The organism is Cellulomonas sp. P1_C4, from assembly GCF_056406355.1.
Map to the genome: position 1 here is coordinate 43559 of NZ_JBFUAI010000016.1, position 12992 is coordinate 56550.

Here is a 12992-nt window from a genome sequence, read left to right on the forward strand (position 1 = left end):
GCGGCTAGGACGTGCGGCTGCTCTCGTCACGGAGCCACGTCGAGAAGTCGCCTTGGCGGATCCGGCGGCGCGCGCTCAGCCGTGCGGCGACGGTGACACCGGCGAACACCGGCACCTTCGGGATCAGCCGCGGCTGTTCGCGCGCGAGTCGGCCGAGGGTCCGCAGCGACGTCCTGGCCTCGTCCGACCGCAAGCCCGCTCGCTGTGCCTCGGCGTTGCCGGTCACGACGCGGATGCGCCTCCTAAGCAGGTCGCGCAAGGTCTTGGGGGGGCGCACCACAACGGTTGCGGAGCTGACGACCGCCCGCTCGTCGAGCGCGAAGGCCTCCGACATGACGAGGTCGTCGGACATCGAGGGCGGCAGCGCACCGACGCGGGACACTCCGATGTCGTCGAGAGCCACCACACCCCGACCGAACAGGCCGGCCTCCACCTGGGGGAGGCTCTCCCAGACGTCGTAGTACCAGCTGACGAGCCGAGCGACGCCGTCGCGAGGAAGCACACGACGTGGTGCGGCAGCGTGCACGTCGTCGTCCCGGAGCCTGGCCGCGAGCGCGCGGACCGAGTCGATGTCCAGGACTACGTCGGCGTCGACGTAGATCCGGGGGAGCGCGGCGGCCACCCGGTCACCGGCTCGCAGCGCCAGCCGCTTCGATGGCTCGGGGATCTCGAGCACTGTCACGTCGTTCCCGCGGTGTCGGGCCATTTCCGCGGTGCGGTCGTGGCAGCCGTTGCACACGACGACGATCTCGAGTTCGCCGGGTCGCGCGCCGTCGAGCAGCGCGTCGAGCAGGCGACCGATCTGCCGTTCCTCATCATGAGCCGGGATAACGACACCGATCGTGGGGGTGGCGGTGCCGAGGGGTTCCACGCCCACATGGTGGCACGGACGAACATGGCCGCAGAAGACACAATGTCCCGCCGTCGTGAGGAGCCGTCGTGAGGATCGTGGTCTACCCCCACGACCTGTCGGTCGGCGGGAGCCAGCTCAACGCCATCGAGATCGCCGCTACCCTGCGGGCGCGGGGGCACGAGTGCATCGTCTTCGGCCCGAACGGTCCCCTGGTCGACCGGGTTCGTCAGCTCGGCCTTGAGTTCATCGAGTCGCCTGATCCGCGACGCCGCCCGAGTCCGGCGGTGGTCCGCGCGCTCACCAACCTCGTTCAGGAGCGTCAGGTCGACGTGATCCACGGATACGAGTGGCCGCCGATCCTGGAGGCCACACTTGCGGCGCGCTCGCGGGACCGAACTGCCGTGGTGGGGACCGTGATGTCTATGGCCGTAGCCCCGTTCCTGCCGAAGTCGGTCGACCTGGTGGTCGGGACCGCGCAGATCGCCGCCGTCGAGCGTGCGTCGGGGCGTCTGCACGTCGAGGTCATCGAGCCGCCCGTCGACCTCGTGCACAACGACCCCGCGGACGTTTCCGGTCTCGACGAGTTTCGTGCCGAGTGGGGACTCACGCCAGACCGGCTGACTGTCGTCTGTGTGACCCGATTCGCGCAGCAGCTCAAGCTCGAAGGTCTGTTGACGGCGATCCGCGTGGTGTCCGAGCTCGCAGAGTCGGTGCCGGTCCGGCTGCTCGTGGTGGGGGACGGTCCTGCCCGCGCGACGGTCGAGGCGGCTGCTGCCACGGCGAACGCGCTGCACGGCGACGGGTGCGTCGTGCTCACGGGCGAGCTGTCGGACCCCCGACCGGCCTACGCCGTCGCCGACCTCTCGCTCGGTATGGGAGGGTCCGCGCTCCGTGCGCTGGCCTTCGGCGCTCCGCTGGTCGTCCAGGGCGAGAACGGATACTGGCGGCTCCTGACCCCCGAGTCCGAGCCCGAGTTCCGCTGGGCCGGATGGTACGGGTACGGCGAGGACGCCGACTGCGGCGCCGACGAGCTCCGCAAGATCCTCGACGACCTCCTTCCCGATGCCCCGCGACGAGCTCACCTCGGGGCCTATGGAAGCTCGCTCGTCCATGACGACTTCTCGGTCGAGCATGCGGCGGATCTTCAGCTCGCCGTCTACGAAGGTGCGGTGCAACGTGCCTGCGGACCCGGGATCCCCGACCTCGCACGTGCTGGGGTCGGCTACCTGGCCTACCAGGGCCGACGCAAGCTCGCCCGCGCACTCGGCAGGGGTGCCGCGGACGACTTCAACGCGCGCCCGGTCGCCCGATCGGACGCGCCCGCGGCGCGGCGCCCGGCCACGACGGCGTCGCCGGCCGTGGGACGCAACGACGCGGTTCTCGTGTACCTGGCCGGGGCTCCGTGGGACGCGGTCACCGGGACCGACCGGCATCTCGCAGTCGAGCTGGCGGCGCATGGTCCGGTGTTGTGGGTCGACCCACCCGTGTCGTGGTGGTCCCGCCGTCGCCGTGGTCAGACCACGCCCCCGGTGTCGACTGTGGGTCAGGGGATCGTAAGGGTGCACACGGTCGTCCTTCCAGGGGTGAGCCGCCCGGTGCTCAGGGACGTCGCGCAAGTTCAGGTGCTCGCGCATGCGCGTCGAGTGCTGTCGCGGTCGGCCCATCGGGTGGCTGCGGTCGTCGCATCCAGTCCGGAGGCAGCCCTGCGGGGCTGGCGGGGCGTCGCGCCGACGATCTACTACGCGACGGACGACTTCGTCGCGGGGGCCCGAATCCTCGGCACCTCTGTACGACACGCGTCCCGCGCTCGGACGTCGAACCTGCGGTCGGCGGACCTGACGGTCGCGGTGACCGAAGAGCTGGCGGCGATCCTGCGTCGTTCCGGCCACCCCGCCGGGGTCTTGGCCAATGGTTGCCACCCCGCGCTGTTCGCGGACGTCGACCGGCTCGTGCCGGCGACCACCACGCTGGCCTCTCCCGTCGCCGGGGTCGTGGGTCAGCTCAACGACCGGCTGGACATCGGCCTTCTTGAGGCCGTCGCGCGCTCCGGGACGAGCGTCCTACTCGTCGGTCCCCGGTACGAGGAGCAGCCTCAGACGATCGCCCGGCTCGACGGACTCATCGAGCTCGACAACGTGGAGTGGGTGGGCCGGCAACCGTTCGAGGACCTCCCGTCCTGGATGGCGGCGATCGACGTCGGACTTACTCCTTACCTGGACACCCCGTTCAATCGGGCCAGCGCCCCGCTCAAGACGCTGGAGTACCTCGCAGCGGGCCTTCCCGTTGTCTCGACGGACCTGCCGGCGGCCCGCGCGCTCGACACCGCGCACGTCCGGCTAGCGCGGACGTCGCACGGGTTCGTGGACGAGGTGAACGAGGCGCTGCGGGAGAGCGGGACCCCCGCCGCGCGGGCGGAACGGCGCGAGATTGCTCGAGGACAGTCGTGGGCGGCGCGAGCCGAACAACTCGAGTCGATGATCGCGATGCTGTCCGAAGAGAGCGACCGATGATCCCCGACCTGTCGTCCGCTGCCGGACTCGTGGTCCTCCAAGGATCGGTACCGGTCGACTCCGCGGCACGGATCAGGCACGCGGTCGGCAGCACCCTGCGCGTGTCCGACGACGGCGCTGGAACGACCGTGACGTGGGGTGCCGTCGATGCTCCCGCGGACGGTGCGGGAACAGTCCTGGTGCTCGGTGCGCGCAACGAGGCTCGAGATCTCGCTCCCGAGGCCGCGCGCGCCGCCGCGGTGGGCGGAGGTCGTGACGTCCTGCCGCCCTTCGCCGTGGCTGTCCGGGACGGCTCCGTCACGACGGTGAGGACCGACTCACTGGGCTTCCGCCAGATTTACTCCGCGGCGACTGCGGATGCTGTCGGGCTATCGACGTCATCGATCGCCCTTGCGTCTGCACTGCGACGCGGAGTGGATCGGGCTGCGATCGCTGTGCAGTCGCGACTCGGGTGGCAGGTCGGCGGTGCGACGCCGTTCGAGGGGGTCTCGGTCCTCGGGCCGGGCGCCGCTGTTGAGCTGCGGGCCGGACGGCTCGACACGTCGCCGGCGATTCGGCGGCCGCACGTGCCGCGACGCAGTCTCGCCGATGCTGCCCCCGCTGCGGCCCAGCTGCTCCGGGAGCTGCTGTCGGCGTTCCTCGATGAGCATCCCGATGCCATCCTGCAGCTGACCGGTGGGCAGGACTCTCGCATACTTCTCGGTGCGATCCCGCGCTCTCGTCGCCGCGAGGTGGACGTGATGACACTCGCCGTCCCCGGCAGCGAGGACGCCCACATCGCCGCGACGATCGCCAAGCGGTACGGGATGAGGCATCACGTGGTCACGCTCGAGGGTGCGGAGGAGCTCGAGCCCTCGGAGGCGTACGACCTGTGCTGCCGGGCGGCGGTCCGCCTCGACTGCAGCGCGGACCCGGTCGCGTACGCGTCCTTGGCGTTCCCGGAGTCGCGGATCGAACCACGCCCGCGGTTGTCTGGCCTCGGCGGTGAGTTCGCCCGCGGGTTCTACTACTTCGGGCGACTTCGCGAGCTTCCGGTGTCTCGCGCGCGCGTGGAGCGCCTGGCACGGTGGCGCATGTTCCCCAACGAGTCGGTCGACCGGTCCGCGCTCGACCCGGAGTTCGACCGCTGGGCGTCGTCGACCGCCGTCGACGCGATCCATGACGCCTTCGTCGCGACGGACGCGTCATGGTGGGATGCCACCGACGAGTTCTACCTGGGCGAGCGCATGCGACGGTGGGCGGGAACGCTCGCGTCGGCAACCGCCTTCGACCGCGCGGTCGTCAACCCGATGCTGGACCACCGCTTCCTCGATCTCGCCCGGAGCGTGGCTCCGCGGGAGAAGCGTGGCGCGCGGTACCTCAGCTCGATCCTCGTTGAGCTCGACGACGAGCTGGCCTCGATCCCCATGGATGGTCGGCCCGCACCCGCCACGTTCGCGACCACGGGAGCCCGACGGACGGTCACTCTCGGTCTAACCGAGGCGCGTCGGATGAAGGGGAAGGTCGCGCAGCGCCTGTCCCGGACCCGTCGACCTCCGGCGGGCGCGGACGTGCTAGCGAGCCGGGTCGTCGAGCACTGGCGTGCCACTCCCAGTGAGCTCGCCGGCGTCGCACAGCTCGGTGTCTTCGATGCCGGGTGGCTCGAGAGGCTCGTCGAGGGCTCCGTCGACGCGGGTCCGTCGACCGTCGCGCTCCTGGTCAACCTCTGCGTCGCCGCAAAGGTCAGCGGGGGATCAGACCCGGGTCGCGCGGAAGCTGTACCGGACGCGTCGAAGGGCGCAGCAGCGTGGTAACGGCATGACGAGACTGCCGATGGCCGCGAATCCACCAGCTGAGCTCGCTGAGGACCGTGACGGCGTAGTAGGCGCTCGCACGCAGCGTGCCCTGCCGCCGCCGGTAGAGGCGCACACGATTGAGGATCTGCATCGCATGGATCTCTGGAGACGTGCCCGACTGCGCGCCGATGTGGATGGCGCCGGCGCCAGGCACGAACGTCGTGACCCAGCCGAGGTCGCGTGCCCGGAGGCAGAAGTCGGTCTCCTCCGAGTAAAGGAAGTAGGACTCGTCCCAGCCGCCGAGCGCGTCGTAGCAGGCCCGAGAGACGGCCAGCACGGCACCGAGCGCCCAGTCGACGTCGTGCTCGATCTCGTAGGCACGCTCGTCCTGGACGTATTCCGACAAGGCGGGACGCTTTGTCCAGGCCAGCCCGGAGGCGCGGCCGATCGTCGGCTCTCGTCGGAGCGAGAGCTGCAGGTGGCCGTCGGCACCGAGGACCCGTGGCGCTGTGATGCCCGTGCGACCGCCGAGGCGCTCGACAAGCAGCCGCGCCGCACGAGGAGCGAGCCTCGCGTCCGGGTTGAGGACCAGGATCGCCGGCGTGTCCGGGGCAGCCGCTGCGCCGGTGTTGAGGCCGCCCGCGTATCCGGTGTTCGTCGACGCGACAAGGCGGACGTCGTCGCGAGCGGCGACGACCTCCCGGGTGTCGTCGGTGGACCCGTTGTCGACGACCACGACATCGGCTGGCATCCCGTCGAGGGCCGCTGGCAGGGAGTCGAGCAATCCCTCCACGACGTGCGAACTGTTGTAGGTAATGACGACGACCGTGACATCCGCAGGCACGGCCCGATAGTACGGGTACAGCCCGGCCCGACAACGTTCCGCTCAGGGAGGTAGCGAGGTGTTGAATGTCCTGCTCATCGCCCCGACTATCGACCAAGCGGACGTCGGCGAGGCATGGGTCGCCTACCAGTGGGCGAGCCGACTGGCCGAGCGTCATCAGCTGACGGTCCTGACCTACCGCAAGCGGGGGAAGCCGTCGATCGCGTCCCAGCTTCCGGGCGCTCGAGTAGTGGAGTGGGTGGAACCGCCGCTCGTCGGTCGTGCGGAGCGCCTGAACAGCCTGCTGAAGCCGGGCTACGTGGCGTTCTACCGCCGCGCCCGCCGCTGGATCAAGGACGCGCAGCGTCGAGGCGCCGAATTCGACGTCGCGCACCAGGTAGTCCCGGTCGCCATGCGCTACCCGTCGCCGGCAGCTGGTCTCGGCATTCCGCTCGTCGTGGGGCCGGTCGGCGGCAGCCTGGACTCGCCCCCAAGTTTCGAGGGGGACGACACCGCGCCCTGGTATGTCGGACTGCGTCGCCTCGACGGTTGGCGGTTACGCCACGACCGGACGCTGCGACGGACCTACGAGGATGCGGACTGCGTGCTCGGCATCGCCCCCTACGTCGGCGACGCACTCCGCGGCCTGTCCATCCGACGGATGGAGTACCTGCCGGAGACCGCGCTCGAGGTGCTTCCGGAGCCGGTGGACCGTTCGGATCGTGATGCGCCCGTGCGCCTCGTCTTCGTGGGCCGGCTCGTACGAACCAAGGGCGCCAGGGACGCTGTCCGTGCCATGGCACACCTGCATGACCTGTCGGTCCGGCTCGATGTGGTCGGGGACGGCTTCGACCGTGAGGCATGCGAGCGTCTCGCCGCGGAACTCGGTGTAGACGACCGCGTGCATTTCCACGGCATGGCCGGCCGCGACGCCGTCGCCGAGTCGTACCGTCGAGCGGACGTGTTCGTGTTCCCGAGCTACCGGGAGCCCGGCGGGAACGTCGCCTTCGAGGCCATGGGCTACGGCCTGCCCCTGGTCGTCAGTGATCGCGGCGGCCCCGCCAACGTCGTCGACGACACCTGCGGCGTGCGAGTCACGCCGGTCACCCCGGAGCAATACGCGGAGGACATCGCTGAGGCCGTGCGTGAGCTTGTCACCCAGCCCGACCGTCGAGCCCAGCTGGGGCGTGCCGCCCGCGAACGAGCGGCCACCATCGGGCTCTGGGAGAGCAAGATCGACTGGATCGGTGCCCTCTACGACGAGCTCGCGGGCGGTCAGGCGAACGAGCCGCGCTGATCCGCCCGCGAGCCTGTGGTCAGTTGTTCACCGGGGCGAGGTTCTCGTCCCAGTAGTTGCCGGTGAACGCATTGCCAGAGTTGGACTCGGTGAACGACGCGATGATGCCGTAGCTGCCGCACCCGGAGAAGAACTTCTTGCTCAGCCGGTTGTCCACAAAGCGGATGTTCGACGTTGCGCCGAACTTCCCGTCGCCGCCATAGAGGCAGTAGCCCCCGCCAGCGATCAGGTTGTCCTGGACGAGGTTGTTCTTCTGCACCGGCGCGAAGTCCTGGTAGAACGCGATGGTCGCGGTCTGGGACAGCTGGTTGAAGATCGTGTTGTGCCGGATCGTCATCCCGCCGCCGCCGTTGGAGGCGATACCGACATCGTGCGACAACCCGGGAACCTGGGCCATGTCGTGGATGTAGGAGTCGGTGACCGTCCCGCCCCCCGATGAGATGCCTGCGCTGCATCCGTGGATGTTCACTCGGGTGATCGTGGGTGCGCCGTCGCCGATGTTGAAGATGCAGGCGATGTCCTGTGCGCTGCCGGCGGGTGTCGTGAACTCCGAGTCGACGACAGTGAGGCCGGTGGCACCCGGTCGAAGGATGATGACCCAGTCGGCTGCGCCGGCGCCGCGTCCGCCGGTCACCTTCGTGTTCTTGATGGTGACATTGGGTGCGGTCACGTTGATCTCACCCGTGATGTCGAGCCCATCGATGACCTGCCCGGGAGTGGACGCGGTGACTGACCCGGACGCGCGCAAGGTGACGCCCTTGGGCACCCCAGTGTTGGTGGCGTCCGGATAGCCACAGGCGCTCGGCACCGAGGCGCATCCTGTGGGCCTCGACCCGGGTGGCGTCACCGGCGGCGGCGTCGTCGGCGGCGGCGTCGTCGGCGGTGCGGTGGGCGTCGCCGTCGGCTTCGGAGTGGCGGAAGCAGTCGGCGTAGGCGTCGCCGAGGCCGTCGGCTCGGGCGTCGCCGTTGCCGTCGGAGTCGGGGTGGCCGTGGGTGTGGCGCTGTCGCTTGGGGTCGGAGTCGGCTCCGTCGTCGGGTCCGGGCTCGTGGTGCCGGAGTCGGTCGGTGACGGCGAGGGCGTTGCCGAGCCGTTGGAACTCCCGCCGTGGTTGTGCCAGTGCCCCGACCAGGGCCACCAGCCCTGGTGGTATCCGCGGTCGCCCCGTTCGCCGCGGTCGTGGCCCCGCCACGACGAGGCACTCGCTGATGTCGCGAGCAGGAGGACGGCGCACGTGGCTGCCAGAAGGGTTCGTCGAACGCGGGACGCATTCACGATCGCGCGTCGTCGCGACTTCACGTGACGCATGTCGGTGTGCTCCTCAGTGTCGGTGACAAGGCGTTGCGGTGCCCCCTTGAGGCGGAAAAATCACGATCCAGCCCCAAACCGCCCCGACCGTATCACCCGATTCGCGCACTCCCGCCGTCAAGTGCCGCGGGCGACAGGCTTGGTGATACCCGGACGAGGCGCCATGTTGCGCCCGCGATGCCGAGGATCAGGAAGAGCGTGCCGGGCACGCTCGAGAACGAAAATGCATCAAACAGGGCGAATGAGACGCCCCCGGCCGCGATCGATGCGGCGAGCGCCTGACAGAGCTGCCGAACGTCGGACGACATGGACGCGCGGCGGGCGGCGCGGGCCGCGAAGAACCCGGTGGCGATGAGCAGGAGCGCCGCGGCGAGGCCGACGAGACCCACCTCGATAGCCAGGAGGAGGTACTGATTGTCGAGGATCCGGTAGCGCGGGAGAAACGTCGAGAAGCCGCGTCCGAAGAAGGGTTCCTTGCCGATGAACTCGAGAGCGACGGCATAGCTCCCCGTTCGCGACTGGGCGGACGAGTCACCGCCGATGCCGGTGAAGAGGCCGGTGATGGTCCCGATCATCCCGGGCACCGCCACGAACACGAACAGGAGCATTGCGGCGACCACACCGGCAACGCAGGCGCGGGCGGAGCGCGACCAGGTAGGAATGAGGACGAGGAGCCCGACCGCCGCGCCCACAATCGCGGAGCGCGAGATCGACAGCAGGATCGCGAGCCCGAGGACGAGGGGTGGGTACCAACGACGCAAGGCGCTTCGCCCATCCTTCGTCATCGCGCTGTTGAGGGCGATCGGCAGCAGCATCGTGAGGACCGCGCCGTACTCGATCGGGTGGCTGGCGGTTCCGGCCGGGCGGGTGAAGCCGTCGCGGGCGACCGCGCCGGTCAAGGCCTGGTTCGCGGTGAGGCCGGGGATGTCGATGTAGTTCACGAATGCCTGGCCGGTGGCGAACTGTGCGATCCCCAGCGTCGCGACAGCACCACCGGCGAGGGCCAGGCGCCGGGTCAGGGTGGTCAGGCGCTCTATCGTCGAGATGCCGTCGGTCGCAATGAGGAGGACGCCCGTCCACCCGAGGACCGCCACCAGGCCGAGGTCCGCGGTGCTGCTCTCCTCGGCGAGGATCGGGCGCATCATCGCGACGACGTAGCTGGTCAGCACGCAAAGGAAGAACACTCCGGCGGCGAGCCGGACCGGCTGACGACCTGCGCCGGTGGGCGTCGACCGGTGGACGTGGTGCCAGGTCCACAAGAGGGCGCAGCCGAGGCCGACGAGCAGTGCGGGCGTGCCCGCGCCCCCGAGCGGGGCGAAGACGAGCTTCGACGGCAGGGCATAGAGCAGGACGATGTAGACGGTGAGGATCGTGACGGTGTCGATGCCGCCCTCGGCGCGCTTGCCGTCCGTCAGGTCGCCGACCGCGGGAAGCCCGCCCGCGGTCACCTCACCAGTTGTCATTGTGTGTCGGCCGGTCCGGGTAGCGCGATGGCAGCTGGAGGAGAGCGTTCAGTTCCGCGATCGACGATCCCAATGCGGGCTCGGTCTCAGGCGACTCCGCGGCGTCCTCCGCCACCCCCGACGCCTCGAGCGCGGCACTTGGCTCGCTCTCCTCGCTCCCCTCGGACGTGAGATCTCTCGCAGCGTCGTCACGAACGGATCGACGTGACGGCTCGGGAGCTCCCGCCCCCGCCGGCGTTGGGTCGGACTGGGCGCTGGCCGTACTCGACATGGCGGCGGCGGAGGCGTTCGAGTCGGCCAGTCGCCGCGAGCGACGGAGTGTTCGGGTCTTGAGCATGCCGTCCAGCAGGCCGATGAGCATCACGACGGCGACGAGTGACGCCGCCCCGGCCGCTGCGACGGCGCGCATTCGTGCCTTCACCACGGGTGTCGGCTTGTCGTCGGACGTCAGCACCATCGATGTGATCTGGGAGCCGTCGGGGACGTTGAGCGCCTTCTGCAGGACGACCAGGGTGGACGGCACGCTCTCGAGGACGGCCTGCCGCACCTCGTCGGCCTGTGCGGCGGAGTCGCCGCGGCCGGTGATGATGAGGATCGGACCGCTGGTGGCCCAGTCGGGCAGCACGTCGTAGTCGGCGTGCCCGAGCGTGGTCATCACCTGCGTGCGGCTGGCGTCGGAGGTCAGTGCGCGGGTGAGGACATCGGCCGCCTGGTCAAGACCGCCAAGGTAGAGGTACGGGTTCCCGCCTTCACCGACGCTGGACTCAGGTGGTAGGAGGACGACATTGGCCTCGGTCTCGAACGTCGGCGGGATCAGTTCGAACACGCCGACGCACACCCCGCCGACGGCGAGCAGGCCGGCGAGCGTCAGGTACCAGCGACGAACGAGAGTTCCGCTGAGATCCTTGAGCTGCATCGTGTGGCCCCTGCTCGTGTAGGTGGTCAGAGTGGGTCGATCCTCGTTCTCGAAGCATAAGTCGGGCATTCGCGACAAGCGTTGCTTCTCTCCCAACTCGTCACATTTCATCCGCCCGATTGACCCTTTCGGCGGATGAGATCGGGAGGCCCGTTGGGAGGATGGGCGAGTGAGGGGGGACCGATGACTGCGACCGACGTCTTAGGAGCGATCCGGCGACGGTGGTACGTCGCCGTCGCGGGACTTCTCGTCGTCGCGCTCGCCTGCGTCGGTGCACAGCGTGCTCAGGGCGTCTTCTGGACACAGGTGGACGTCGTGTTCCTCGTCCCGCAGAGCGCTCGCAACCCCAACTCGCTCGAGGTCACCTCGCAGAGCCTCATCTCGACAGCCGGCGTCGTCGCCCTGCGGGTCAACGACGGAAAGAAGTCGAGTGCCTTGTCGTCGTCCAGCGTCAGCCTCGTCGGCGAGGGCATCCGCGATGGGCATTCCGTCCGTCTCCCGAACGCGGGCGGGCAGTGGGCGGACAACTACACGCGCCCGGTTCTCGACGTCCAGGTCGTCGGACCGTCGCGCGAAGCAGTGCACGCCGAGCTGAACGTCCTGCTCGAGCAGATTCAGAGCACGCTCGACGAGCTGCAGGTCAGCGGCGGTGCAGACGAGTTCAATCGGATCACGACGCAGTACGCTCCGACGTCGCCCGTCGTCTACTTCATCTCTACACAGGCGAAGCGGGCCATGATGGCGATCCTGCTGCTGGGCTTCCTGCTCACCCTGGCGGCGGTCGTGGGCGTCGATCGCATCGCCATGCGATCGACGGGTCGTCGGTCGCATGTACGTCCTGCCCACGACGCCGTCGACCGGGCACCTGAGAGCTTGTCGGCCGGGAGCGCCACATGACCCCCAAGGTCCTAATCGTCTACGGCACGCGCCCTGAGGCGATCAAGCTCGCACCGGTGGTCAAGGCCCTGGAGGCGTCTGGCACGGTCGAGCCGGTCGTCGTGGTCACCGGCCAGCACCGGCACATGCTCGACCAGGTCAACCGGCTGTTCGACATCACGCCGGCGCACGACCTCGACCTGCTCAAGGACCGCCCCGACCTGACCGGCATCACGACGCGCTCGCTGGAGGGCCTCGCAGGCGTGCTGGCGGACGAGCGCCCCGACCTCGTGGTGGTCCAGGGCGACACCACGACCGTGTTCGCCGCCGCGCTCGCCTCGTTCTACGCCAAGGTGCCGGTGGCCCACGTGGAGGCCGGCCTGCGGACGGGGGACCGGTACAACCCGTTCCCGGAAGAGATCAACCGCCGGCTCACGTCCAGCCTGACGACGCTCCACCTCGCGCCGACGCCGACGTCCCGGGCGAACCTGCTGGCGGAGAACATCGACCCCGCCGACGTCGTCGTGACCGGCAACACGGTCATCGACGCGCTGCTCGACGTGGTCCAGCGGGACCTCCCACTGACCGATCCGGCGCTGGCCGGTATCGAGGACGCCGAGCGGGTGGTCCTGGTGACCAGCCACCGGCGCGAGTCATGGGGCGAGCCGATGGCGCGGACAGGCCGGGCGCTCGCCCGGGTGGCCAAGGCGTTCCCCGACACCGTGTTCGTCCTGCCGGCTCACCTGAACCCTGGGGTGCGCGAGGTGCTGCTGCCGCCGCTGGTCGGGCTGGACAACGTTCGGGTCACCGAGCCGCTCGACTACGCCGACATGGCCCGCGTGATGGCGGCATCGACGCTCGTCGTCACCGACAGCGGCGGGGTCCAGGAGGAGGCACCGAGCCTCGGCAAGCCGGTCCTGGTCCTGCGCGAGACGACGGAGCGACCGGAGGCAGTCGAGGCCGGGACGGTGAAACTGGTGGGCACCGACGAGGAGGTCATCGTCGACGAGGTCACCCGCCTGCTCACCGACCAGGACGCGTACGACGCGATGGCGCATGCCGTGAACCCGTACGGCGACGGTCGTGCTGCGGCGCGGGTCGTCGGGGCGATCGAGCACTTGTTCGGGCTGGGGCCGCGCCCGGACGACTTCGTTCCGGGCGCGGCCTGACCGC

10 protein-coding genes are annotated in these 12992 nt (G+C 69.6%); 5 read left to right on the plus strand and 5 right to left on the minus strand.

Annotated features, from left to right (window positions below; genetic code table 11):
• Window positions 1–4: 4 nt before the first annotated feature.
• Window positions 5–871 (minus strand): glycosyltransferase family 2 protein, encoded by an 867-nt coding sequence (locus AC1DYZ_RS13965; protein ID WP_477065783.1) that lies wholly within the window; start codon window positions 869–871, stop codon window positions 5–7.
• A 68-nt stretch (window positions 872–939) separates the two neighbouring features.
• Between AC1DYZ_RS13965 and AC1DYZ_RS13970 the strand changes: the two genes are divergently transcribed.
• A complete protein-coding gene (locus tag AC1DYZ_RS13970) occupies window positions 940–3363 on the plus strand; it encodes a glycosyltransferase (protein ID WP_477065784.1) in 2424 nt (807 codons plus the stop codon).
• 434 nt (window positions 3364–3797) lie between these two features.
• A complete protein-coding gene (locus AC1DYZ_RS13975) occupies window positions 3798–5156 on the plus strand; it encodes a hypothetical protein (RefSeq protein ID WP_477065785.1) in 1359 nt (452 codons plus the stop codon).
• Here the strand turns inward: AC1DYZ_RS13975 and AC1DYZ_RS13980 are convergent.
• Window positions 5086–5982, minus strand: coding sequence for a glycosyltransferase family 2 protein (locus AC1DYZ_RS13980; RefSeq protein ID WP_477065786.1), 897 nt, complete (start codon window positions 5980–5982; stop codon window positions 5086–5088). The two genes, AC1DYZ_RS13975 and AC1DYZ_RS13980, sit on opposite strands and share 71 nt — an antisense overlap.
• 58 nt (window positions 5983–6040) lie before the next feature.
• On the opposite strand from AC1DYZ_RS13980, the gene AC1DYZ_RS13985 reads away from it, so the two are divergent.
• On the plus strand, window positions 6041–7258 hold the full coding sequence (locus AC1DYZ_RS13985) for a glycosyltransferase family 4 protein (protein WP_477065787.1): 1218 nt from the start codon (window positions 6041–6043) through the stop codon (window positions 7256–7258).
• A 19-nt stretch (window positions 7259–7277) separates the two neighbouring features.
• Here the strand turns inward: AC1DYZ_RS13985 and AC1DYZ_RS13990 are convergent, their stop codons facing one another.
• From AC1DYZ_RS13990 to AC1DYZ_RS14000, 3 genes are all read right to left on the minus strand, one after another.
• Window positions 7278–8066: a right-handed parallel beta-helix repeat-containing protein gene (locus AC1DYZ_RS13990; protein ID WP_477065788.1), complete on the minus strand. Its 789-nt coding sequence runs from the start codon at window positions 8064–8066 to the stop codon at window positions 7278–7280.
• 590 nt (window positions 8067–8656) lie between these two features.
• Complete coding sequence (locus tag AC1DYZ_RS13995; RefSeq protein ID WP_477065789.1) at window positions 8657–10012, minus strand: O-antigen ligase family protein; 1356 nt, start codon at window positions 10010–10012, stop codon at window positions 8657–8659.
• A gap of 1 nt (window position 10013) precedes the next feature.
• Entirely contained in the window at window positions 10014–10943 is a 930-nt protein-coding gene (locus AC1DYZ_RS14000; RefSeq protein ID WP_477065790.1) for a hypothetical protein, read from the minus strand.
• 183 nt (window positions 10944–11126) lie between these two features.
• Here AC1DYZ_RS14000 and AC1DYZ_RS14005 point away from each other — a divergent pair, with 183 nt between their 5' ends.
• Together AC1DYZ_RS14005 and wecB are read left to right on the plus strand one after the other, a co-directional pair.
• Window positions 11127–11840, plus strand: a complete 714-nt coding sequence (locus AC1DYZ_RS14005; protein ID WP_477065791.1) for a hypothetical protein — start codon at window positions 11127–11129, stop codon at window positions 11838–11840.
• Window positions 11837–12988, plus strand: a complete 1152-nt coding sequence (wecB, locus tag AC1DYZ_RS14010; protein WP_477065792.1) for a non-hydrolyzing UDP-N-acetylglucosamine 2-epimerase — start codon at window positions 11837–11839, stop codon at window positions 12986–12988. Before AC1DYZ_RS14005 ends, wecB begins: the two co-directional genes overlap by 4 nt.
• Window positions 12989–12992: the final 4 nt, after the last annotated feature.

Excerpts from the sequence above, each read along its gene's own strand:
- wecB (WP_477065792.1), top strand. The coding sequence starts at position 11,837 with ATGACCCCCAAGGTCCTAATCGTCTACGGCACGCGCCCTGAGGCGATC.
- AC1DYZ_RS14000 (WP_477065790.1), bottom strand. The coding sequence starts at position 10,943 with ATGCAGCTCAAGGATCTCAGCGGAACTCTCGTTCGTCGCTGGTACCTG.
- AC1DYZ_RS14005 (WP_477065791.1), top strand. The coding sequence starts at position 11,127 with ATGACTGCGACCGACGTCTTAGGAGCGATCCGGCGACGGTGGTACGTC.